At 74.2% G+C, this 22,381-nt stretch carries 23 protein-coding genes; 10 read left to right on the forward strand and 13 right to left on the reverse strand.

Annotation, left to right across the window (positions count from 1 at the left end; genetic code table 11):
* Positions 1–7: 7 nt before the first annotated feature.
* On the reverse strand, positions 8–487 hold the full coding sequence (locus ACQEVC_RS21505; protein WP_432880274.1) for a thioesterase family protein: 480 nt from the start codon (positions 485–487) through the stop codon (positions 8–10).
* Between the two features lie 244 nt (positions 488–731).
* Between ACQEVC_RS21505 and ACQEVC_RS21510 the strand changes: the two genes are divergently transcribed.
* Entirely contained in the window at positions 732–1,538 is an 807-nt protein-coding gene (locus ACQEVC_RS21510; RefSeq protein ID WP_432880277.1) for a helix-turn-helix domain-containing protein, read from the forward strand.
* A complete protein-coding gene (locus tag ACQEVC_RS21515) occupies positions 1,529–1,723 on the forward strand; it encodes a DUF397 domain-containing protein (protein ID WP_432880279.1) in 195 nt (64 codons plus the stop codon). Before ACQEVC_RS21510 ends, ACQEVC_RS21515 begins: the two co-directional genes overlap by 10 nt.
* A gap of 276 nt (positions 1,724–1,999) precedes the next feature.
* Here the strand turns inward: ACQEVC_RS21515 and ACQEVC_RS21520 are convergent, their stop codons facing one another.
* The 3 genes from ACQEVC_RS21520 to ACQEVC_RS21530 are packed head-to-tail and all read right to left on the reverse strand — an operon-like array spanning position 2,000 to position 5,516.
* Positions 2,000–4,291: an FtsX-like permease family protein gene (locus tag ACQEVC_RS21520; protein WP_432880282.1), complete on the reverse strand. Its 2,292-nt coding sequence runs from the start codon at positions 4,289–4,291 to the stop codon at positions 2,000–2,002.
* Positions 4,288–4,965, reverse strand: coding sequence for an ABC transporter ATP-binding protein (locus tag ACQEVC_RS21525; protein ID WP_432880284.1), 678 nt, complete (start codon positions 4,963–4,965; stop codon positions 4,288–4,290). Before ACQEVC_RS21525 ends, ACQEVC_RS21520 begins: the two co-directional genes overlap by 4 nt.
* Positions 4,962–5,516, reverse strand: a complete 555-nt coding sequence (locus ACQEVC_RS21530; protein WP_432880286.1) for a PadR family transcriptional regulator — start codon at positions 5,514–5,516, stop codon at positions 4,962–4,964. The genes ACQEVC_RS21525 and ACQEVC_RS21530 overlap by 4 nt, the downstream gene beginning before the upstream one ends.
* Before the next feature lie 160 nt (positions 5,517–5,676).
* On the opposite strand from ACQEVC_RS21530, the gene ACQEVC_RS21535 reads away from it, so the two are divergent.
* Positions 5,677–6,822: a phosphatase PAP2 family protein gene (locus ACQEVC_RS21535; RefSeq protein WP_432880289.1), complete on the forward strand. Its 1,146-nt coding sequence runs from the start codon at positions 5,677–5,679 to the stop codon at positions 6,820–6,822.
* Here ACQEVC_RS21535 and ACQEVC_RS21540 read toward each other — a convergent pair.
* The 3 genes from ACQEVC_RS21540 to ACQEVC_RS21550 form a co-directional block, all read right to left on the reverse strand.
* On the reverse strand, positions 6,806–8,209 hold the full coding sequence (locus ACQEVC_RS21540) for a PH domain-containing protein (protein WP_432880292.1): 1,404 nt from the start codon (positions 8,207–8,209) through the stop codon (positions 6,806–6,808). The genes ACQEVC_RS21535 and ACQEVC_RS21540 overlap by 17 nt on opposite strands.
* Positions 8,206–8,685 carry a PH domain-containing protein gene (locus ACQEVC_RS21545; RefSeq protein WP_432891608.1) on the reverse strand — a complete coding sequence of 160 codons (480 nt, stop codon included), beginning with the start codon at positions 8,683–8,685 and terminating at the stop codon, positions 8,206–8,208. The genes ACQEVC_RS21540 and ACQEVC_RS21545 overlap by 4 nt, the downstream gene beginning before the upstream one ends.
* 161 nt (positions 8,686–8,846) lie before the next feature.
* Positions 8,847–9,104: a hypothetical protein gene (locus tag ACQEVC_RS21550; RefSeq protein WP_432880294.1), complete on the reverse strand. Its 258-nt coding sequence runs from the start codon at positions 9,102–9,104 to the stop codon at positions 8,847–8,849.
* 307 nt (positions 9,105–9,411) lie between these two features.
* On the opposite strand from ACQEVC_RS21550, the gene ACQEVC_RS21555 reads away from it, so the two are divergent.
* From ACQEVC_RS21555 to ACQEVC_RS21565, 3 genes are read left to right on the forward strand one after another with little or no spacing between them, the layout of a single operon-like run.
* Positions 9,412–10,557 (forward strand): AAA family ATPase, encoded by a 1,146-nt coding sequence (locus tag ACQEVC_RS21555; protein ID WP_432880297.1) that lies wholly within the window; start codon positions 9,412–9,414, stop codon positions 10,555–10,557.
* Positions 10,533–11,510: a DUF58 domain-containing protein gene (locus ACQEVC_RS21560; protein ID WP_432880300.1), complete on the forward strand. Its 978-nt coding sequence runs from the start codon at positions 10,533–10,535 to the stop codon at positions 11,508–11,510. The genes ACQEVC_RS21555 and ACQEVC_RS21560 overlap by 25 nt, the downstream gene beginning before the upstream one ends.
* The gene (locus ACQEVC_RS21565) at positions 11,507–12,457 is read left to right on the forward strand and encodes a VWA domain-containing protein (protein WP_432880302.1); all 951 of its coding nucleotides are present in this window, start codon (positions 11,507–11,509) and stop codon (positions 12,455–12,457) included. The genes ACQEVC_RS21560 and ACQEVC_RS21565 overlap by 4 nt, the downstream gene beginning before the upstream one ends.
* A 149-nt stretch (positions 12,458–12,606) precedes the next feature.
* Here the strand turns inward: ACQEVC_RS21565 and ACQEVC_RS21570 are convergent, their stop codons facing one another.
* The 5 genes from ACQEVC_RS21570 to ACQEVC_RS21590 form a co-directional block, all read right to left on the reverse strand.
* Entirely contained in the window at positions 12,607–12,828 is a 222-nt protein-coding gene (locus ACQEVC_RS21570; protein ID WP_432880304.1) for a hypothetical protein, read from the reverse strand.
* A gap of 292 nt (positions 12,829–13,120) precedes the next feature.
* Entirely contained in the window at positions 13,121–14,494 is a 1,374-nt protein-coding gene (locus tag ACQEVC_RS21575) for an acyltransferase family protein (protein ID WP_432880306.1), read from the reverse strand.
* Entirely contained in the window at positions 14,491–15,471 is a 981-nt protein-coding gene (locus ACQEVC_RS21580) for an alpha/beta hydrolase (RefSeq protein ID WP_432880308.1), read from the reverse strand. The genes ACQEVC_RS21575 and ACQEVC_RS21580 overlap by 4 nt, the downstream gene beginning before the upstream one ends.
* Before the next feature lie 216 nt (positions 15,472–15,687).
* Positions 15,688–16,353, reverse strand: a complete 666-nt coding sequence (locus tag ACQEVC_RS21585) for a response regulator (RefSeq protein ID WP_432880310.1) — start codon at positions 16,351–16,353, stop codon at positions 15,688–15,690.
* A 130-nt stretch (positions 16,354–16,483) separates the two neighbouring features.
* Entirely contained in the window at positions 16,484–17,764 is a 1,281-nt protein-coding gene (locus tag ACQEVC_RS21590; RefSeq protein WP_432880312.1) for a sensor histidine kinase, read from the reverse strand.
* Between the two features lie 159 nt (positions 17,765–17,923).
* Here ACQEVC_RS21590 and fabG point away from each other — a divergent pair, with 159 nt between their 5' ends.
* From fabG to ACQEVC_RS21610, 4 genes are all read left to right on the forward strand, one after another.
* Positions 17,924–18,628, forward strand: coding sequence for a 3-oxoacyl-ACP reductase FabG (fabG, locus tag ACQEVC_RS21595; RefSeq protein WP_432880314.1), 705 nt, complete (start codon positions 17,924–17,926; stop codon positions 18,626–18,628).
* Between the two features lie 160 nt (positions 18,629–18,788).
* Positions 18,789–19,562 (forward strand): enoyl-ACP reductase FabI, encoded by a 774-nt coding sequence (gene fabI, locus ACQEVC_RS21600; RefSeq protein ID WP_432880316.1) that lies wholly within the window; start codon positions 18,789–18,791, stop codon positions 19,560–19,562.
* Positions 19,563–19,640: 78 nt separating this feature from the next.
* Entirely contained in the window at positions 19,641–20,669 is a 1,029-nt protein-coding gene (locus tag ACQEVC_RS21605) for a ferrochelatase (protein WP_432880318.1), read from the forward strand.
* Between the two features lie 46 nt (positions 20,670–20,715).
* Positions 20,716–21,495, forward strand: coding sequence for an HAD-IIA family hydrolase (locus ACQEVC_RS21610; protein WP_346258921.1), 780 nt, complete (start codon positions 20,716–20,718; stop codon positions 21,493–21,495).
* A gap of 45 nt (positions 21,496–21,540) precedes the next feature.
* Here ACQEVC_RS21610 and ACQEVC_RS21615 read toward each other — a convergent pair whose 3' ends face one another.
* Positions 21,541–22,332: a hypothetical protein gene (locus ACQEVC_RS21615; RefSeq protein ID WP_318399355.1), complete on the reverse strand. Its 792-nt coding sequence runs from the start codon at positions 22,330–22,332 to the stop codon at positions 21,541–21,543.
* Between the last annotated feature and the right edge of the window lie 49 nt (positions 22,333–22,381).

A 22,381-nucleotide genomic window follows, 5' to 3' on the forward strand; every position in this document is an offset into this window, starting at 1 on the left:
GTGGCGGTCATGCCGTGCCCTGGGCCCGCTCGACGAAGCGGTGCCGGTCCACCAGCACCCGCTCCACCCGCCCCTCGGCCACCGTCGTCGCGCCCTCGGTGACGGCCACCTCGAAGAGCAGCCGCCGCCCGTCGACCTTGGCGAGCCGGGCCTGCGCCACGGCGGTCCGGCCGACCGGGGTCGGCACCCGGTGGTCGAGTTCCACCCGCATCCCGACCGTGGTCATCCCGGCCGGCAGCCGGCTCGCGGTGGCGGCGACGGTGGCCGCCTCGGCCAGCGCCAGCACCCGGGGCGTGCCCAGCACCGGCACGTCGCCGGAGCCGACCGCCTGCGCGGTGTCGACGTCGCTGACGGTCAGCTCGACCCGGGCGGTCAGGCCCGGCGGAAATACGCTCTGCGGCCCCGACGCGGCTGCGCTGACCTGCGGTTGCGTCGAATCGTCCGACGCTGACTCCGGCGACTGTTCGGCCGGGTGTTCCTGATCCATCAGCAAAGCGTAGATGTTCCGCCGACCGCCGTTGCCGACACGCGACGACACGCCGTACGGCTATCGGATAGTCCACAGCCGGCCCACTCCCCGGACCGTCGAGACCGTACGCGGCCAGGTGGTTCTCGTGCCGTGACGATCCCGCTACCCTCAGGCTCCGTCGGCATCGATCGGAGGCGTAGGTGCCGCTGCATACGGAGGCGAGGACACGACGGGGTTGGCCTGAGCAGAGGGAGAGACGGACGTGGGACGGTCGACGGCACTGGTCATCTACGCCGAGGAGTTGCGCCGGGCGCGGGCCGGGGCGGAACTGTCGCAGCAGGGGCTGAGCGAGCGGATCAAGTACTCGGCGGCGCTGATCGCCAAGATCGAGCTGTGCGAGCGGCGGCCCAGCCGCGACTTCACGCTCCGCTGCGAGCAGGTGTTGAACACTGGCGGACTGCTGGAGCGGATTCTCCGGGCGGCCGGCCAGGAGGCGGCGGTGCTGCCCTGGTTCCAGCACTGGGCCAACCTGGAACAGGAGGCGGTGATCCTGCGCTGCTACGAGCCGTTGGTGGTGCCGGGCCTGTTGCAGACCGAGGACTACGCCAGAGCCGTGCTCGCCGGCGGCGCGCTGCTCACTCCGGAGGAGGTGGCCGAGCAGGTCATCGCCCGGCTGGACCGGCAGCAGGTGCTCTCCCGGGAGCCGGCGCCGCATCTCTTCGCGGTCATCGACGAGGGCGTGCTGCACCGTGCGGTCGGCGGCCCGGCCGTGATGCGTGAGCAGTTGCTCGCGATCGTCCGGGTCTGCGCCGAGCATCCCCGGGTCCGCGTGCAGGTCGTGCCGGCCTCGGCCGGCGCGTACGCTGGGCTGAACGGGCCATTCACCATCGCCACTCCGCAGGAGGGCGACGACGTCGCGTTCCTGGACAACTCCCGCCGGGGCATGGTCCTCGACCAGCCGGAGGACGTCGGCGCGCTGCACCAGGCGTGGGAGGCGATCCGCAGCGTGGCCCTGCCGCACGAGCAGTCGATCGAGTTGATTTCAGAGGTGGCGGAGCGATGGAACTGACCGGGGCGCGGTGGCGGAAGAGCAGCCGGAGCAACGGTACTGGCGGCAACTGCGTGGAGGTCGCCGGCAACCTGCCCGGGATGGTGGCGGTGCGGGACAGCAAGGACCCGGCCGGGCCGGTGCTGCGCTTCGACCCGTACGCCTGGCGGGTCTTCGTCGGTGCGGTGCCGGCGGCCCGCCCATAACAACGAACGCCGTGGTCGGCCGGGACGACCGCCTGGGTCGGGCGGGTGCACATGCGGGGCAGCTCGACAGTCCGCGCGACAGGCACCGTCAACTCCGCCCGAGCGATCCGCGACCGACGGGGCAGCGCCGTCCGCGAAGTGACTGGAGTGGCCACCGTAGCCCTGGCGGGTCTTGCCGGCACGGTGCCGGTGGCCCGCCCATAACGGCGACCCAGCCGGTATCCGGGGCCGAAGCGTCGCCCCGGATACCGGCTGTCCCCGATGGCCTCGCCCCGGTCAGGGCCGGCGGAGCTGTTCGGCGGTGATCCGCTGCGTCAGCCAGGCCGGTACGGCGATCAGCACCAGCCCGACCGCCAGCGCCCCGCCAGCCAGCCAGAGCGCCGGGGCGACCCGGTCGAACACCCGCCCCACGTCCAGGTCGAGCAGGCCGGCGAGGACGGCCGCGAGGGTGACCGTCGCCAGGCTGGCCAGGCCGAGCCCGATCACCAGCGGCAGGGTGCCGAACCCGACCTCTCCGGCGGTGATGGTGCGCGGGCTGGTGCCGACCACGGCCAGCGTGGCGTTGTCCCGGCGCCGCTCCACCGTGCGGTCGATCGCGGCGGCGGCGAACGCCCCGACGCCGAGCACGAAGGTCACGGTGAGCCCGGTGACCAGCAGTGTCACCAGGAGTTCCGTGTCGAAGCCGCGCCGGGCGCCGAGGTCGCCGCCGAGATAGTGGCTCGGCGCCCGGGCGGCCAGCACCTGGGCGGCCCGGTCGGCGGTGGCCGGGTCGCTCGCCACCAACTGCATCGAGGAGGACGCCGGGACGTTCAGCGTGGCGGCGACCGGCGCCTGCCGGGTGACCAGCATCGTGCCACCCATCCCTATGTCGAACCGCATTCCGGTGTGCAGGATCTGCTCCGGCACCGGGATCCGGGCGCCGCCCCGCGCGATCACCTCACCGCCCGGCTCCGGTAGCGGTGGCCCGCCGAACCAGTGCTCGTGCACCAGCCGGTAAACCCGGCCGTCCACGCAGGATTCCCCGGTGTCGAGCCTGAACATGCCGGTGAAGTCCGCGCAGTCGCCGACGATCAGATAGCCCTGCTCGCCGGAGACGGTCGCCGGCAGGCTGGCCAGGTCGACGACCTGCACGCCGGGGACCTGCCGCAGTTCGGCGGCCGGGATCGGCCCCGGGCCGCGGACCGAGTACATCCGGGGTCCGCCCGGGTCGTCGGCCGCGCCGAGGTCGCGGACGTCGACGACCAGGCTGACGCCGAGCGAACCCATCCCGGCCACGTAGATCATCACGGTGAAGGCGGCGACCAGCCGGGGTGCCACCCCGGGGGCGTGCCGCAGCCGGGCGGCGGCCAGTTCCAGCCAGACCGGGGTACCCGGCAGCCGGGTCACCAGCGCGGCGGCGGCGTACCCGAGGGTGGGCAGGGCCAGCGGTAGGGCCAGCCCGATGAGCAGCATCGAGCCGGCGAAGAGCAGGGCGTCGGACTGGTGGGGTTCGTGCCGGCCGGTCCAGCCGGCCAGCACCGCTCCGGCGAGCCCGGCCAGCAGCGGGAGTACCCGCCAGACGCCGGGCCGGCGGCCGGGCGCGTCCCGGCGTACCGCCAGCGGGTCGACCCGGGCCGGCCGGGTGGCGAGTACGCCGATGATGACCGCGTACGCCACGGTCATCGCGAGCATGCCGACGATCACCGGCACCGGTACGGCGAGGTCGGCGGCGTACCAGCGCAGCCGGCCGATCCGCCAGCCCTCCGACAGCGGGGCGAGGATCGCGAAGCCGGCCAGCCCGAGCAGCCCGCCGCCGAGGGTGACCACCCCGGTCTCCACCGCGTTGACCAGGGTCGCCTGCCGGGCCGAGACGCCGAGCAGCCGCAGGGCGGCGATCCGGCGGTCCCGGGTGGAGGCGGAGAGCCGGGCGCAGGTGGCCAGGAAGACCCCGAACGGGACCAGCACGAAGAGCCCGAAGGCGTTGGCCAGGATCCGGGCCGGGGTGAAGACGTCCGGTCCGGCGCCCTCCCCGAGGGCGTACTCCAGGGCATGGCCGAAGCCGGTGACCGGCCAGTGCTCGTCGAGCATCCGATCCTCCTCCGGCACCGCTGCCGGTGGGGCGCCGACGTAGGCCAGCAGTTCGTCCGGGGCGAGCAGCCCGGCCGGGCCGACCGTGCCGACCACCCGCTGCGGGAGGCGCCCGGCCGCTCGGGGGTCGGTGGCGAGCAGGTCGCGCAGGGCCGGCGAGACCACCATCTCCCCGGGCGCGGGCAGCACGGCCACTCCGGGTGGGCGCGGGCTGGTCGCGGTGGCGCCCACCACGGCGGTACGCCGGAGCACCCGGCCGCCGACCGCGTCCTCGATGTCGTAGATCCGCAGCGCCGACGGGCTGGCCGGTTTCTCCTCCCGTACCGGCGTGCGTGCCTCGGCCCGCCCGTGCTGCGCCCCGGCGACCGAGACCGTGGCCAGCGATGCCAGCACCAGCAGTACGCCGAGCGCCGCCCCGGACGACATCAGCGCGGTACGCAGCAGCCCGCCCCGCCCGGAGCCGATCGACAGCCTCAGTCCGAGCCAGATCCACCGCCTCATGCGGCTACCCGCCCGTCGCGAAGGAAGACCGTGCGGTCCGCGTACGCCGCCACCCGGGCCTCGTGGGTGACCATCACGACCGCGCTGCCCTCCTTGCGGGCCAGCCCGGTCAGCGCGTCCAGCACCACTTCGCCGGCCGCGCTGTCCAGCGCCCCGGTCGGCTCGTCGGCGAAGATCACCGACGGCCGGTGCGCCAGTGCCCGGGCGACGGCGGCGCGCTGCGCCTCGCCGCCGGAGACCTGCCCCGGGCGGCGGTCGGCCAGTTCGGCCACGGCCAGGTGTCCGAGCAGTTCGGCACCCCGGCGCCGGGCCTCGGCCCGCGGCCTGCCGAGCAGCCGCAACGGCAGCTCGACGTTCTCCCGCAGGGACAGCTCCGGCACCAGGTCGCCGAACTGGAGCACGAAGCCGAACGACCGGAGCCGGAGGCTGCTGCGCCGGCTGTCGGAGAGGTTGTCGATCCGCTGTGTGTCGAGGCGTACCTCGCCCTGCTCGGGGCGGAGGATGCCGGCGAGCACGTGCAGCAGGGTCGACTTGCCGGAGCCGGACGGCCCCATGATGGCGACGATCTCGCCGGGGGAGATCGTCACGTCGGCGCCGTCGAGCGCGACGGTCCGGCCGAACCGGATGGCCAGGTCACGGCCCTGGAGGGTCATCGTGCTGCCCTGGGATGTCATCGGGGCTCCTTCTCCGCGTCGTCGACGCGGGATAGCAGCGCGGCCAGCCGGGCGAGCCGGGCGACGGCGCCGTCGATCCACTTGAGATCGGCGTCCAGGTGGTACATCTCGAAGTCGGCGTCGAGCTGCGTGAGCAGGTCTCCGGCCTGCCGCTGGGCGCGCAGCTCGCGCATCCGGGCCAGGTGCGCCTGGCGTTGCCGGTCGAGCATCGGCTCGGCGGGCCGGCCGCTGGAGAGCGCGATCAGCACCTTGGCGAAGAGCACTCGGCGGCTGCCGGTCACCTCGGGCACCTCCGGCTCGTCGAGCCAGCGGTCGAGTTCGCCGACGCCCGCCTCGGTGATGGCGTAGACCCGGCGGTCCGGGCCGACCCCGCTGGCCACGCCGGCCAGGTCGATCAACCCGTCCCGGTCCAGCCGGCCGAGGGTGGCGTAGACCTGCGCCGACTTGAGCGGACGGCTGTTGCCGAACCACTCGTCGTAGCGGCGGCGCAGCACGTAGCCGTGTTGGGAATGCGGTTCGAGAAGACCGAGCAGGATCCGGGAAACGGACATGGCCGGGACACTAGCAACCGAGTTGCTACGCTAGCAAGCGAGTTGTTAGTCGCGGTCAGCCCGTCGCCGGATGAACCCGGGGCGGGCCGGGCCGGCGCCGTGGAGCGCGCCGTCGTCCCTCCCGCAGTCCGCCGTACCGGCGCCGTTAACCTGGACGGCGATGCTCGTTACCGTCACCGACACCCCACCCGTGCCGCCGCCCGGTCCGGCGGCTCCGGACGGCCGGCGCCGCCGCCGGTTCGTCGCCATGTCCGTCTGGGCGGTGGCCTTCGTCGCCGCCTGGCTGCTGATCGGCCTGCCCACCGACCCGCTGTACGCCTTCGCCTGGCTCTGGGCCGCCACCATCGCCTGGCGCAGTGACCGGCCCTGGCGGACGCACCTGGGATTCGCCCGGGACTGGCTGCCGGTGGTGGTGCTGCTGGCCGCGTACAACCTCTCCCGGGGGTTCGCGGACAACGGGGCGACACCGCACGCCTACGAGCTGATCGTCACCGACCGGTGGATGTTCGGCTGGGCGATGGACGGCCAGGTGCCGACGGTCTGGCTGCAACAGCACCTCTACGACCCGGACGGCATCCACTGGTGGGACGTCGGGGTGAGCTGGGTCTACTTCTCGCACTTCGTGGTCACCCTGGCCGCGGCGGTGGTGCTCTGGCTGACCTCGCGACCCCGCTGGGCGGCGTTCATGCGGCGCTGGGGCTTCCTCTGCGCCAGCGGCCTGGTGACCTACTTCCTCTACCCGGCCGCGCCGCCCTGGTGGGCCGCGCAGTACGGGATGCTGGAGGAGGTCGCCCGGATCTCCACCCGGGGATGGCGGGAGTTCGGCATGCACGGCGCCGGCAACCTGCTCAACGCCGGTCAGATCGCCTCCAACCCGGTCGCCGCGATGCCGTCGCTGCACACCGCCTGGGCGCTCTTCGTGGTGGTCTTCTTCCTCGGCGCGACCCGGCGACGCTGGTGGCCCCTGCTGCTCTGCTATCCGCTGGCGATGACCTTCACCCTGGTCTACGCGGGCGAGCACTACGTGATCGACGTACTGGTCGGCTGGGCGTACGTGGGTTTGACCTTCCTGGTCGTCGGGCTCGCCGAGCGCTGGTGGGCGGCGCGCAAGGCCCGCCGCCGGCAGGTCGAGCCGGAACCGGCCGGGGCGGTGACCGCCGAGGCCGGCACCGGGCCGGCCGGGGAGCCCGGGCCGGACGTCGACAGCGCCCCGAAGGCCGGGAGAGGTACCGGGGCCGGGGCAGGCACCGACAGCGGGCCGGAGTCGGGGCCGGCGCCGGAGCGGACGGTCAGCGCGGGTCGCTGACCCGGGCGGCCCGGGCCCGGACGGTCAGTTCCGCCGCCAGCGCCCACGCCTCGTACAGGTCCCGGTCCCGGGCTGCCGCGCCGGGCCCGCCGGCCGTGTCCGCGTAGACGGTGGCCAGTCGCAGCCGGCGCTGGAGCGGACCCTGCACCACCCGTACGCTCTGGATCCGGGCGTACGGCACGACGAGGAGTTCCCGGGTCAGCAGTCCGGAGCGGACCGCGAAGACCCGGGCGGAGAGTCCGGCGCCGAGCGCGGTACGGGCCAGCGGGTGCACCCAGCGGGCCCGGGCCGGCGGCGGGGTGAGGGTGCCGGTGATCGCCACCCCGGGCAGGATCTCCGACATGATCATCTGTGCCGTGCTCAGGTCACCGACCGGCAGCAGTCGGTCCGGGTGGCTCCGGTCGTCCAGTTCACCACTGGCGATCCCGGCGACCGACAGCCGCATCCGCAGCCACCCCTTCATCCGCCAGAGCAGCGGCCAGGTGACCCCGATCGCCTGGAGCCGGTCCAGCGGTACGGTCTGGGCCCGGGTCTCCAGCAGGCCGTGCCGGACCCGCAGCGCGGCGTCGTCGCGGGCCAGCCGGAAACTCCAGTCGTCCAGTACCCGCCGGATCGGCTGGAGCACCACCCCGGCCATCGCGGTGAGGGTGCTGGCGACCGCGATGAACGACCAGGAGCCCTCGGTGAAGAACTGGGTCAGCACGAAGGCGAGACCGAACGGCAACAGGAACGCCTGCGGGGTGAGGAGCTGGCTGACCAGCAGGTCGCGGTTGGACACCGCGTGCAGGTGCCGGCCGGCCGGTGGCTCGGCGGTGCCGACCAGCCCCGGAAGGCCGGGTACGCCGGGCTGACCCGGCCACGGCGCACCGGGCTGCCCGGGCGGTACGGTGCCGGGGCCGGCGGCCTCGACGGGCGCCCCGGTCGGGCCGGACGGCGCCCGGCCGGCCAGCACCAGCAGGCGTTCCCGCAGCGCCACCGCGTCGGCCACCGTGACGTACGCCAGCGGCGCCTCCGTCTTGCCGCCGCCGACCACCTCCAGCCGCAGCTCGGCCAGCCCGCTGAGCTGGGCCAGCAGCGGCCGGACCACCTCCACCGACTGCAACCGCTCCAGCGGGATCGCCCGGGTACGCCGCCACAGCAGCCCCTCGTGGATCCGCAGCTCCCGCCCGACGATGTGGTAGCCGGTGTTGTACCAACTGACCACCGAGAGCGCGAGGGCGCCGATCAGCAGTACCGCCACCAGTAGGGCGAAGAAGCCGAGGCCGACCCGGGACAGGGTCGACCAGGAGAGCGCGGCGACGATCACCACCAGTGACTTCGCCCCGTGCAGCAGTGGACTCAACGGGTGCAGCCGCTGCCGGGGCTCGGCGACCTCCTCGGGGGTCATAGACCCTCCGCCCGGTCCTCGCCGAGGGCGGTGAGCCGGTCGCGCAGCCGGGACGCCTCGGCCGGACGCAGGCCGGGCACCCGGGCGTCGCTCGCGGCGGCGGCGGTGTGCAGTTGCACGGTGGCCAGGTCGAAGGCCCGCTCCAGGGGCCCGGCGGTGACGTCGACGAACTGCATCCGGGCGTACGGCACGATCGACAGCCGCCGGACCAGCAGGCCGTGCCGGACCAGCAGGTCGTGGTCGCGCTCGGCGTACCCCCAGGCCCGGACGGCCCGGACGATCACCGCCAGCCGCCAGACGGTCAGCACGACCACCGCGCCGAGCGCGAGGCCGAAGAACCAGTGACCGGTGAGCGCGAGGCCGACTCCGGCGCCGGCGGCGAGGGCCAGCATGCCGATCCCGAGCCGCAGTGCCTCCACCTTGATCAGGTCGGTGGAAACCGGCTGCCAGTGCACGGTCTCCGGCCACGGCTCCAGCGGGTCGGTCGGCCCGGCTGTGGGCCGTCCGGCCGTCGGCTCACCGGTCGACGCTGCGCCGTGCGCGCTTCGGTCCGCGCTGCCGCGCGCGCTTCGGTCGTCCTCGCCGTGCTCGCTTCGGTCCGCGCTGCCGTGCTCGCTTCGGTCGCCGCCTCGCTCGGTCACGTGTCGAGCGTAGGCGATCCCTCGGCCGGTGTTACCTCGCGAAGGAACCCGCGCGCGCCGAGGAAGTCGCCGAGCGAGCGCCGGTGCTCGGCACAGGCGAGCCAGGTCTTGCGCCGCTGCGCGGTGTGCAGCCGGGGATTGTTCCAGTGCAACGCCCAGACGGCCGCTGCCCGGCAGCCCCGGGCCGAGCAGATCCGGGGCGGGTTGTCTGCCGGTGGAGAGCCACCGCTCGCGGCTGCGGACCCGTCACTCACGGCGGCGAGTCTACGGCGCCGGAGGAGGGCCCGGTCTACGGCGCCGGAGGAGGGCCCGGAGGAAGAGATCGCCGGGCGGCCACGGGGGGAGCCGCCCGGCGATTCGCTGCATCGTACACAGAGAAAACCCCTCTATGTCTACCCACCATCGACCGTTTTCCGGATTGCGCGCCTCGGCGAGGCGCAAATGCGCGGGACGGAACCGCAAATCCGGTTCTCCCTTCGCGGCCTCTCCGCTCGACGTGCGACGCTTGGGGGCGTCGGCTCGCGCCGACCCCTGATTCCCTGACCCCGCTGTGGAGGACCGGTGGCCCAGCCGACGACGCCCGACACCCCGACCCCGCCCGACGTCGGCGGTGCCGTCCCCACTGTGGGCAGCACCCCGGCCGAGGACGCCACCCTGCTCGAGCGAGCCCTCTTCGAGGTCAAGCGGGTCATCGTCGGGCAGGACCGGATGGTGGAGCGGATGTTCGTCGCCCTGCTGGCCCGCGGGCACTGCCTGCTCGAAGGGGTGCCGGGGGTGGCCAAGACGCTCGCGGTGGAGACCCTGGCCCGGGTGGTCGGCGGTACGTTCGCCCGGGTGCAGTTCACCCCGGACCTGGTCCCCGCGGACATCGTCGGCACCCGGATCTACCGGCAGTCGAGCGAGAAGTTCGACGTCGAGCTCGGACCGGTCTTCGTGAACTTCCTGCTCGCCGACGAGATCAACCGGGCACCGGCCAAGGTGCAGTCGGCGCTGCTCGAGGTGATGTCCGAGCAGCAGGTGTCGATCGGCGGGCAGACCCACCGGGTGCCGAACCCGTTCCTGGTGATGGCCACCCAGAACCCGATCGAGCAGGAGGGCGTCTATCCGCTGCCCGAGGCGCAGCGGGACCGCTTCCTGATGAAGATCATCGTCGGCTATCCCACCGACGCCGAGGAGCGCGAGATCGTCTACCGGATGGGGGTCAGCGCCCCCGAGCCGGCGTCGGTCTTCACCCCGCTGGAACTCGTCGGGCTGCAACAGAAGGCCGACAAGGTCTTCGTGCACAACGCCCTGGTCGACTACGCCGTACGCCTGGTGCTGGCCACCCGCGCACCGGCCGAGCACGGGATGCCGGACGTGGCGCAGCTCATCCAGTACGGCGCCAGCCCGCGCGCCTCGCTCGGCATCGTCCGGGCCACCCGGGCGCTCGCGCTGATGCGCGGCCGGGACTACGCGCTGCCGCAGGACGTCCAGGACATCGCCCCGGACATCCTCCGGCACCGGCTGGTGCTCAGCTACGACGCGCTGGCCGACAACATCCCGGCCGACCATGTCGTCGACCGGGTGATGTCCACCATCCCGCTGCCCTCGGTCGCGCCCCGGCAGAACGCCACCCCCGCCCCGCCGAACGGTTCCGGACCCGCCCTCGGGCCCGCGTCCGGGGTACCGGCGGCCGGCCCGGCGTGGCCCGGGCGCCCGCCGGCATGATGTCGGCGACCGACAGCGGTCCGGCCCGGGCCGACGCCGTACTCTCCCGGTTGCAGTTGCTGGTCACCCGCAAACTCGACGGGCTGCTCCAGGGCGACTACCTCGGCCTGCTGCCGGGGCCCGGCACCGAGGCGGGGGAGTCCCGGGAATACCGCCCCGGCGACGACGTACGCCGGATGGACTGGCCGGTGACGGCCCGGACGACTGTGCCGCACGTCCGGCGCACGGTGGTCGACCGGGAACTGGAGACCTGGCTGGCGGTGGACCTGTCGGCCAGCCTCGACTTCGGCACCGGCCGCTGGCTCAAGCGGGAACTCGTGATCGCGGCGGCGGCGGCGATCACCCACCTGACCGTGCGGGGTGGCAACCGGATCGGCGCGGTGATCGGCACCGGCCCGCCCCGGGACGGCCGGACCGGATCCCCGTCCACGCCACCGGGGGTGCTGCGGCTGCCGGCCCGGCCGGGCCGCAAGGAGGCACAGGGTCTGCTCCGGACCATTGCCGGCACGCCGACCCGGCCGGGGCGTACCGACCTCGGTCTGCTGGTGGACGCGCTCAACCGTCCGCCCCGGCGGCGCGGGATGGCCGTGGTGATCTCCGATTTCCTGGCCCCGCCGGAGCAGTGGGGACGCCCGGTACGCAAGCTCGGGGTCCGGCACGAGGTGCTCGCCGTCGAGGTGGTCGACCCGCGTGAACTGGAGCTGCCGGACGTCGGGGTGCTGCCCGTCGTCGACCCCGAGACGGGTGAGCTGCACGAGGTGCAGACCGCCGACCCACGGTTGCGGCGCCGCTACGCCGCCGCGGCGGCCGCCCAGCGTGCCGCGATCGCCCACCAGCTGCGGGCCGCCGGAGCGGCGCACCTGCGGCTGCGTACCGACTCCGACTGGCTGCTGGACATGGTGCGCTTCGTCGCAGCGCAGCGGCACGCCCGTACCCGGGGGACGACACGATGATCCGTTTTCTGCAACCGTGGTGGCTGCTGGCCGTGCTGCCCGTGCTGCTGCTCGCCGGGGCGTACGTCTGGCGGCAACTGCACCGCCGCACGTACGCGATGCGGTTCACCAACGTCGAGTTGCTGCGCACCCTCGTGCCGAAGGGGATCGGCTGGCGCCGGCACGCCGCGGCCGGGGTGATGCTGCTCAGCCTGCTGATCCTGGCCACCGGGATGGCCCGGCCGGCGGTCGACACCAAGGAGCCGCTGGAGCGGGCCACCATCATGCTGGCGATCGACGTGTCGCTGTCGATGGAGGCCGACGACGTGGCACCGAACCGGCTGGAGGCGGCCCAGGAGGCGGCGAAGCAGTTCGTCGCGGAGCTGCCGCCGACCTACAACCTCGGGCTGGTCGCCTTCGCCAAGTCGGCCAACGTGCTGGTGCCGCCGGGCAAGGACCGCCCGGCGGTGACCCAGGCCATCGACGGACTGGTGCTGGCCGAGGCGACCGCGACCGGCGAGGCCGTCTTCACCTGCCTGGAGGCGATCCGGTCGGTGCCGGCGGACGGCGCCCAGGGCATCCCGCCGGCACGGATCGTGCTGCTCTCGGACGGCTACCGCACCTCGGGGCGCTCGATCGAGGAGGCCGGTGCGGCGGCGCAGGCGGCGAACGTGCCGGTCTCGACCATCGCGTTCGGCACCGACTCCGGCCAGGTCGACATCGGTGGCCAGGTGCAGCGGGTGCCGGTCGACCGACTGGCCCTGGCCGAACTCGCCGAGACGACGCAGGGCTTCTTCTACGAGGCGGCCTCGGTCAACGAGCTGAAGCAGGTCTACCAGGACATGGGCAGCTCGATCGGGTTCCGGACCGAGGCCCGGGAGATCACCCAGTGGTACGCGGGGATCGCGCTGCTCTTCGCGCTCTGCGCGGCAGGGCTGAGCCTGCTCTGGACGTCCCGCCTGGTCTGACGGGCGGGCGCCCGCCGGGGCGGGGACAGGTGTGCGGGCGTACCCGGTCGGTGCCGGTCACCGGCCCGGCCGGGTACGTGCGGACGGACCACTGCCGCTCGGACGAGCCGGTGTGGCGGGGTCGACGGTCGGCCCTGGGGTGGCGGTCGTCACGGGGTCGCGCGGACCAGGATGAAGACCAGCACGACCCAGGCGGCGGCGAGGGTGAAGCCCAGCGGGGCGACGTAACGCTGCATGATTCTGCTCTCCGGGTGGCGACTGGAGACGACCCGGGCCGGCGCAGGGCCGGGCGGGGTGTCTCGGGGATCAGTGGACGCGCACACGAAGTCGTGACCGGGCGGCTCCACACACCTCGGCTCGGCGACAGCCATCGGATTCGCACAGCCGGGACGGCACGCCGGCAGAGGCCGGAGTGGTCCGGGGATGCGGTGTGGAGCGGAACTGGGTCAGTCGGCGGGAGATGTCACGGCTCAGGCGGACTGACCAAGGACCCGGCCACGACTGGGAGGATCGCTATTTCGCACAGCGATCACCTCCACCTGTCGACCGGACCTGGAACGTGAGTCATCGTACACCCGGAGAGCCCGGTGGCCGCAGTCGGCCATCCGGGCCCCCGGGTGTCGGCTCTCCGACCGTTGTCGGGCGCGGAACAGGGTCTGCTCGTCACTGAACCCGCTCAACCTCCCCTCGCGGTCCGTCGTGGCCGGAGGTGGAGGTCGGGGCGCATGCGCCGCGCGGTTCAGGTTGAAGAGGGTGCACTGTCCGTGCCGGCCCGGGGCGTCCGGAAGCCTCCCGGGACGCCGGCCCCTGGGCGTCGCGGTGCCGCCGCCGGTCGCCGCCGGCCCGTCCGACCAGCACGGACAGGACCAGGACCAGCAGCGGCAGCCAGGCCAGCCGGGCGGCCACCCAGCCGGGCCCGTCCGGCACCGTGTGCAGTCCGGGTACCGGACCGGTGCCGGCCAGCCGGGCCGCGAGCGCGGCCAGCGCGGTCACCCCCAGCAGGGTGCTCTGGTGCCACAGGTAGACGCTGATCGCCACGCTGTTCAGCCGGTTCACCGGGGCCCACCGGCCCGGCCGGGCCAGCGCGCCGGCCAGCGCCGGTCGGACCAGCAGCGCCGCGCCGACCTGGGCCAGCGCCAGGCTGACCGCGAACAGCGACGGCGGGTCCAGGTTGGACATGCCGTCCCCGGGCACCCCGACCGCGCTGAGCGGATAGCCCGCCCCGCCCAGCCCGGCCATTCCGGCGGCACCGGCCAGCAACAGCCCGACGGCGGTCCGCCGGCCGCCGAGCCGGCCGTCGGCGAGAGCCATCCCGAGCAGGTACGGCAGCAGCCAGCCGGCCAGCACCGCGACCGGTACCCGCCACACCCCGTCCCCGGGCAGCGGCACCGGCCAGCCCGACGGATCGCCGCTCCGCCCGGCCAGGTCGCTCAGCGTGACCAGCGCCACGGCCGGTACGGCCAGTCGGACCGGCCCGTACCGGTCCAGCGCCCGGGCCAGCGGGGCGGTCGACGCGATCAGCACCACCAGCGGCAGCAGGAACCACAGTGGACTGACCACCAGCGTGGCGGCGGTACGCAGGGTGTCCGCCGGAGTGCCGAGCAGGGCGGCCACGGCCAGCACCGCCAGCCAGCCGCCGAGCAGCAGCAGCACCGGCCGGCCCAGCCGACCGAGCCGCCGGCGCAGCCACCGTGCCGGGCCGAGTCCCCGGGCGGCGGCCGAGCGGAGCGACCGGGCCGAGGCGTACCCGCTGACGAAGAAGAAGAGCCCGAGCGTCTGGAACAGCCAGGTCACCGGGACCAGCGCCGGCATCGCGGCCAGCGGACTGGCCGTGCGCAGCGCGTCGTCCGGGCCGAGTACCAGGGCGGTGACCAGCCAGTGCCCGAACACCACCCCGCCGATCGCGTACGCCCGCAGCCCGTCCACGCCCCGGTCCCGGCCACCACCGTCCGATCCGGCCCGGGGCCGGTGCGGTGTCGCGCCGTCGGTCCGCCGCGGTCCGAGGAGGCTCGTCGGTCGCCGATCGAGGACGCTCATCGGGTGGTCACCGCCGTCCCGGTGCTCGTCCCGGTCGTTGCGGTGCTCGTCCCGGTGGTCGTCTCAGCCGGGTCGGTGGATGTCCCGGCCGCGCCGAGCACGACCAGGGCCGCCGCGTGCAACGTCGCGGTGCCCGGCACCAGGTAGCCGTCGTGGCCGGTCACCCGGTCCACCGGCAGCGGCCTGGCTCCGAACTCCGGACTGGCCGGCCGGACGCCGTGCCCGAAGCCGAACACCCGCACCGGGGGCAGCCGGCGGACCCAGTCGTCCGGCGCCTCGGCCGCCCAGACCCGGGCCCCGGTGCCCAGTTCGGCGGCCCGGTCCACGCCCATCCCGACCCCGGCCAGCGTCACCAGGTCGGTCACCTGCGGCGGCACCTCCGGTGCGGCCAGCCCGACCACCAGCGCGCCGTAGCTGTGCCCGACCAGCGTCACCGTCGCGTCGGGGCGGTGCCGGGCCAGCGTCCGGGTCAGCTCGACCAGGGCGTCCGCCCCGGCCCGCGCGTGCTCCGAGCGGGCCGCCGCCCGGCCCAGCCCGTTCGGCGGGTCGTAGCCGAGCCAGGCCAGCACGGCCACCCGGGCACCGGGCCGGGTGACGCGGATCTCGTCGTACAGGGCGCGGGCCTGGGCGGTCGGAGCACGCCGGCGTACCCCGCCCAAACCACGGTCGAAGTCCCGCAGCGTGCTGTCCACCCCCGGTACCAGTACCGCGATCCGGTCGGCGGTGCCGAGGTCGCCGAGCACCTCCACGGCCAGCCCGTCATCGTGCGGATCGAACGCCAGGAAGGAGCGGCCGGCGGCCACCCAGCCGGCGTACGGCGCACCGGCCGTCCGCATCGCCGCCGCCACCGCCGGGTACGCCTCGACGAACCCGGCCCGCGCCACCGCCACCTCGCTCGCCCCGGCCGGCGGCGGCACCATCAGCCCCAGCGCGAGCAGCCCGGCCACCGCTCCCCGTACCGCCGGTCGCCACACCATCCCGATCTCCCTCCGATCGCCTTCGGAGCAGAGAATGCGTGGTCGGCATGGGTTGCCGCGTCACGCCACGGGACGGCTTCCGGCGGGCTACCCGGGGACTACCGCAGGGCTACCGGGGGACGACCCGACCGGTGCGGGCCGCCCGCCGCCCGGAGGTGTACCGGGTCGGCTCGGCAGACCGTGGGTACCAGCCGGGCGGCTTGGCGGACCGGGGTACTAGTCGCCGGCGGCGACCAGCCCGGACTCGTACGCGACGACGACCGCCTGGGCCCGGTCGCGCAGGTCGAGCTTGCTCAGGATCCGCCCGACGTGCGTCTTCACGGTCTGTTCGGCGACCACCAGTTCGGCGGCGATCTCGCCGTTGGAGCGGCCCCGGGCGATCAGCCGGAGCACCTCGGTCTCCCGGGGGGTGAGCCCGGCCAGGCTGACCGGGCGGGGCCGGTCCCGGCCGGGCCGGGCGGCGAACTCGGCGATCAGCCGGCGGGTCACCGCCGGGGCGAGCAGCGCGTCCCCGGCCGCGACCACCCGGACCGCCTGCACCAGGTCGGCGGCCGGGGCGTCCTTGAGCAGGAAGCCACTGGCGCCGGCCCGCAGCGCCTCGTAGACGTAGTCGTCGAGGTCGAAGGTGGTCAGGATGAGTACCCGCGGGCGGTCCGCCTCCGGCCGGTCGCCGAGGAGCTGCCGGGTCGCGGCCAGGCCGTCCAGCACGGGCATCCGGACGTCCATCAACACCACGTCCGGGTCGAGCCGCCGGGCCGCGGTGACCGCCTCGGCGCCGTTCGCCGCGTCCCCGACCACCAGCAGGTCGGGCTGGGCCGCCAGCAGCGCCCCGAATCCCTGCCGGACCATCGCCTGGTCGTCGGCGATCAGCACCCGGATCATCGGGCCGTACCTCCGTCGTGCTCGGCGCCGGCCGTCCGCACCGGACCGCCGTCAACCGCCTCCTGCGGTCCGTCGCGGCCGGGGATGGCAGTCGGGGCGCGCACGTCGCGCGGTTCAGGTTGGCGAAGGTTCACGGTTCGGTCGGCTCCGGGTCGTAGGGCAGGTGCGCGGTGACCGCGTACCCCTGGTCGTCGGTCGGGCCGGCCCGCAGCCGGCCGCCGAGCAGCCGGACCCGCTCCCGCATCCCGGTCAGTCCGTGTCCGGCGGGGCCGGCGGCGTCTCCCGGGCGGCCGGCGCCGGGACCGGCCGGGTCGTTCCAGACGTCGACGGTCAGCGCCCGGTCGCCCGCGTCCACCGACACCCGGACGGCGGTCCCGGGCGCGTGCCGGGCCGCGTTGGCGAGGGCCTCCTGGACGATCCGGTACGCGGCCAGCCCGACCGCCTCCGGCACCGCCCGGCGCTGCTCCGGCTCCGGGCCGGTGGCGACCGTCACCGCCATGCCGGCCCGGCGGGCCGCGTCGACCAACTCCGGTACGTCGGCCAGCCCCGGCTGCGGCGCGGTCTCCGGTGCCGCCGACTCGCTGCGGAGTACGCCGAGCAGCCGGCGCATGTCGACCAGCGCCTCCCGGGCAGACCCGGCGATCGCGGTGAACTCGGCCCGGGCCGGCTCGGGTAGCCCGGTCAGCCGGTACGGCGCGGTCTCCGCCTGCACCGCGATCATCGACATGTGGTGCGCGACCACGTCGTGCATCTCCCGGGCGATCCGGGTCCGTTCCTCCAGCACCGCCCGGCGGGCCTGCTCCAGTTCGCTGCGCTCGGCCTGCTCGGCCAGGGCCCGCTGGCTCTGCCGGCGCCGCCGCACCTGGTCGCCGACGATCAGGATCGCCAGAAAGAGGAGGGCGACCCCGTGCGCGTTCGCGTGGGTCGGCACGAACAGGTACGCCGGCAGCACGCTGAGCAGCCCCGCCCAGGCGGCGATCCCCAGGCTGGTCCGAGCGGCCAGCACCAGCAGCACGAAGAGGAAGGCGATGATCTGCACCGGGCTCCACGGCCAGGACTCGTCGGGCAGCGCGTCGATCACACCGAGGTAGAGCAGTGGGTAGCCGAACCGCCAGGCGAGCAGCGGGCGGACCGGGGCCAGCACCGCCGGCAGGGTCCCGCCGACGCCGAGCCCGATCGCCAGCCATCCGGGCAGGCCCCGGGTGTCGGTCAGGTACTGGATGCCGGCGATGGTGATGCCGACCAGGGCGAAGACCAGCACCGGGGCCAGGAACGGCCGGGCGCGCTGCCACACTCGCCGCCACCTGCCGGGCGGGCCGAGCGGCACGGACAGCGGAAAGTCCGCCCCGACCAGCAGCCGGCGCAGGTCGTCCCGGCCGACGCGCAGGACCGCAGCGGTGCCGTTCTCCATCAGGGGCAGGGTACGGGTGCCGGAGCCCGACCGTCGTCACCCCGTGGCACGATTCCGCCGGTAGTACCCGGGTAGCACGCCACCCCGGGTTACGGATTACCTGCCGGTAGCGCCTAGTCTCCAACCCGCACGTCCGTACCGTCCGTGAGGAGGACATCCGTGGCCCGAACCGTGCTGGTGACCGGAGGCAACCGGGGCATCGGCCTGGCCATCGCGCAGGCCTTCGCCAAGCAGGGCGACCGGGTGGCGGTCACCCACCGGGGCAGCAGCCCGCCCGCCGACCTGTTCGGCGTGCGGTGTGACATCACCGACAGTGGCCAGGTCGACGAGGCGTTCTCGGCTGTCGAGGCGGAGCTGGGCCCGGTCGAGGTGCTGGTGTGCAACGCCGGGATCACCGACGACACGCTGCTGCTGCGGATGTCCGAGGAGCAGTTCACCCGGGTGGTCGACGCCAACCTGACCGGCGCGTTCCGGTGCGCCAAGCGGGCCTCCGGCAAGATGCTCCGGGCCCGGTGGGGCCGGATGGTCTTCGTCTCCTCGGTGGTCGGCCTCTCCGGCGGCGCCGGCCAGGTGAACTACGCGGCGAGCAAGGCCGGACTGGTCGGGGTGGCCCGGTCGATCACCCGCGAACTGGGCAGCCGGAACATCACCGCGAACGTGGTCGCGCCCGGGTTCATCGACACCGACATGACGGCGGTGCTCACCGAGGAGCGCAAGGCGGAGATCCGCAAGTCCATCCCGGCGGGCCGGATGGCCAGCCCGGACGAGGTGGCCGGGGTGGTGGCCTGGCTGGCCTCCGACGCCGCCGGCTACGTCTCCGGGGCGGTCATCCCGGTGGACGGCGGCCTCGGCATGGGGCACTGACCGGGCCCGGGCACGCGGCACCGACCGGCCCGGCAGGGGCACTGACCGGCCCGGGACCGGGGCACCGACTGGCACAATCGCCCAGGCGCCGTGATCGGCCGGGACGGACCCGGACCGGCCACGGGACGCGGGGGACCACGAGGGTATGGAGGATCTTCACGTGTCTGGACTGCTGGCCGGCAAGCGGCTGCTCATCACCGGTGTCATCACCGACCAGTCGATCGCGTTCTCGGTCGCGAAGCTCGCCCAGGAGAACGGTGCGACGGTGGTACTCACCGGCTTCGGCCGGATGTCGCTGGTCGAGCGGATCGCCAAGCGGCTGCCCGAGCCGGCCCCGGTGATCGAGCTGGACGTCACCGACGCCGAGCAGTTGGCCAGCCTGGCGGACCGGGTCCGCGAGCACGTCGACGGGCTGGACGGGGTGGTGCACTCGATCGGCTTCGCCCCGCAGAGCTGCCTCGGCGGCGGCTTCCTGGACGCGCCGTGGGAGGACGTGGCGACCGCGGTGCACGTCTCGACGTACTCCTACAAGGCGCTCGCGGTGGCGGCGCTGCCGCTGATGAGCGCGGGCGGCGCGGTGGTCGGGCTCACCTTCGACGCCACCAAGGCCTGGCCGGTGTACGACTGGATGGGCGTGGCCAAGGCCGGGCTGGAGTCCGCCTCCCGCTACCTGGCGCTGCACCTGGGCCCGAAGGGGATCCGCAGCAACCTGGTCTCGGCCGGACCGCTGCGCACCATGGCGGCGAAGTCGATCCCCGGCTTCCAGCAGTTCGAGGAGGCCTGGGCCGAGCGGGCCCCGCTGGGCTGGGCACTGACCGACCAGGAGCCGGCCGCGCGGGCCTGCCTGGCCCTGCTCTCCGACTGGTTCCCGGCCACCACCGGTGAGATCGTGCACGTCGACGGCGGCTACCACGCGCTCGGCGCCGCGATGTGAGGAAGGCCCCGTCCGTCCGGCGCTGCCGGCGGGCGGGGCCCTGCCGGCCGGCTCGGCCGGGGCGGGAACAATGGTGGCATGTCGTACGACGCCGTTGTGTTGATCTCGTTCGGTGGCCCGGAACGGCCGGAGGACGTCCTGCCGTTCCTGGCCAACGTCACCCGGGGGCGGAACGTGCCACCGGACCGGCTGGCCGAGGTCGCCGAGCACTACCAGCACTTCGGTGGCGTGTCGCCGATCAACCAGCAGTGCCGGGACCTGCTCGCCGCGATCCGCGCCGACTTCGCCGCGCACGGGCTCGACCTCCCGGTGTACTGGGGCAACCGCAACTGGCATCCGATGCTCGCCGACACCGTGGCCCAGCTCCGCGACGACGGCGTCACCTCGGCTCTCGGCTTCGTGACCAGCGCCTACGGCGGCTACTCCTCCTGCCGGCAATACCTGGAGGACATCGCGACCGCCCGCGCGGCGGTGGGCCCGGACGCGCCCCGGATCGAGAAGCTGCGGCAGTACTGGGACCATCCCGGGTTCGTCGAGCCGCACGCCGACGCGGTGGCCAACGCGCTGGCCACCCTCGACCCGGCCCGGCGGGAGAGCACCCGGCTGGTCTTCACCGCCCACTCGATCCCGGTCTCGATGGCCGCCTCCGCCGGACCGCAGGGCGGCCGGTACGAGGCCCAACTCCGCGAGACCGCCGCGCTGGTGGCCGAGCGGGCCGCCCCCGGCCTGCCGTACGACCTGGTCTGGCAGAGCCGCTCCGGCCCTCCCCAGGTGCCGTGGCTGGAGCCGGACGTCAACGACCACCTGCGGGCGCTCGCGGCCGACGGAGTCACCTCGGTGGTGGTCAGCCCGATCGGCTTCGTCTCCGACCACCTGGAGGTGGTCTGGGACCTGGACACCGAGGCGGCGGCGACCGCCAAGCAGCTCGGCCTCGACTTCGTCCGGGCCGGTACCCCGGGCACCGACCCGAGGTTCGTGGCGATGGTCCGGGAGCTGGTGACCGAGCGGCTTAACCCGGCCGACACGGCGGCGCGACGCCGGCTGGGTACGCTGCCCGCCTGGGAAACCTGCCCGGCCGGTTGCTGCCAGCCGGTCCGGCGCCCCTGACCCCACCCGGTAGGAGAGTCATGAACGAGAGCAGCGGAGTGCCGGCATGAGCGACAGGAAGCCGGTGGAGAGCTGGCTCACCGACATGGACGGGGTGTTGGTGCACGAGGGCCAGCCGGTGCCGGGCGCGCCCGAGTTCGTCCGGGCACTGCGCGCCTCGGGCAAGCCGTTCCTGATCCTCACCAACAACTCGATCTACACCGCCCGGGACCTCCAGGCCCGGCTGAACCGGATGGGCTTCGACGTCCCCGAGCATGCGATCTGGACCGCCGCGCTGGCCACCGCGCAGTTCCTCGCCGACCAGCGCCCCGGCGGCACGGCGTACGTGATCGGGGAGGCCGGGCTGACCACCGCGATGCACGCCGTGGGGTACGTGCTGACCGACTTCGCACCCGACTACGTGGTGCTGGGCGAGACCCGGACGTACAGCTTCGAGGCGATCACCAAGGCGGTCCGGCTGATCGACGGCGGGGCCCGGTTCATCTGCACCAATCCGGATCCGACCGGCCCGTCCGCCGAGGGTGCCCTGCCGGCCGCCGGTTCGGTGGCGGCGATGATCTCGAAGGCGACCGGGGTGGAGCCGTACTTCGTCGGCAAGCCGAACCCGATGATGATGCGGTCGGCGCTGAACACCATCGACGCGCACTCCGAGACGACCGCGATGATCGGTGACCGGATGGACACCGACATCCTCTGCGGGCTGGAGGCCGGGTTGCAGACCGTGCTGGTGCTGACCGGGATCAGCACCCGGGCCGAGGCGGAACGCTATCCGTACCTGCCGTCCCGGATCGTCTCCTCGGTCGCCGACCTGATCGACGAGATCTGAGTCCGGCCCCGGCCGGTCCGCCGAGGACCGAGCGGTGCCGGCGGATCAGGCCGAGAGCGGGGCGTTGCAGGCGGCCACGACCGCCCGTCGGCAGGCGGCGGTGAGCGGGCGCAGCGCGGCGTCGCGCTGCTGTGCCTCGTAACCGTTGACCGAACCACCGGGTGCGGCGTGCTCGGCCAGCGCGAGCACCTGGTCCAGCACGCTGGCCCGGGCGAACAGCCGGCGGGAGCGCGGGTCGAAGCCGGGCGGCAGGTCCATCCCGTTGTCCGGGCGGCGCAGTGCGGCGAGCGCACCGGCCAGCTCCGGACGCCACTGCGCTACGTCGAGCCGGGTCAGCGCCGCGGTCGCCTCGGCCAGGGTCACCGCCAGCTCGGCCTCGGCCTCGGCCGCACCGGGATTGCCCAGCGAGGCGGCCGGGGCGGTCTCCGGCAGCGGATAGACCCGCCACAGCACCGTCTCGAACGTCACGCCGGACCCGCTGGTGTGCGTGCGTACCTCGGGAATCACACCGAGGCCACGGGCCACCACCGCCTCGCCGGCCAGCAGGGCCGCCGAGGCGAACGGGCCGGGACCGGGGAGCCCGCGCGGATCGCCGGGAGCGGGCAGCACCAGCCGGATCTCGTCGGGCGAGAGTTTGGAGAAGGCGGAGAGCGCGTCGCGCAGCGGGATGTCGGTCCAGGCGCCGGGGGCGTCGGCGACGAGGTGCTCCTCACCGGCGGCGATCTCGTCGGCGATCTCGTCGTACGGCACCAGCCCGGCACGCCATGCGCGTACCCAGGCCACAAAGCGGCTGGACCGGCGCGCCACGAGAGTCGCCGCGCCCGTTGCGGGGGACATGCGGCTAGGGTACGTGCTTCCTGTGTCGGCTGTCTCGGGTGCGGGCCCG

It is taken from the genome of Plantactinospora sp. CA-294935 (genome assembly GCF_050936445.1).
Lineage (GTDB): Bacteria > Actinomycetota > Actinomycetes > Mycobacteriales > Micromonosporaceae > Plantactinospora.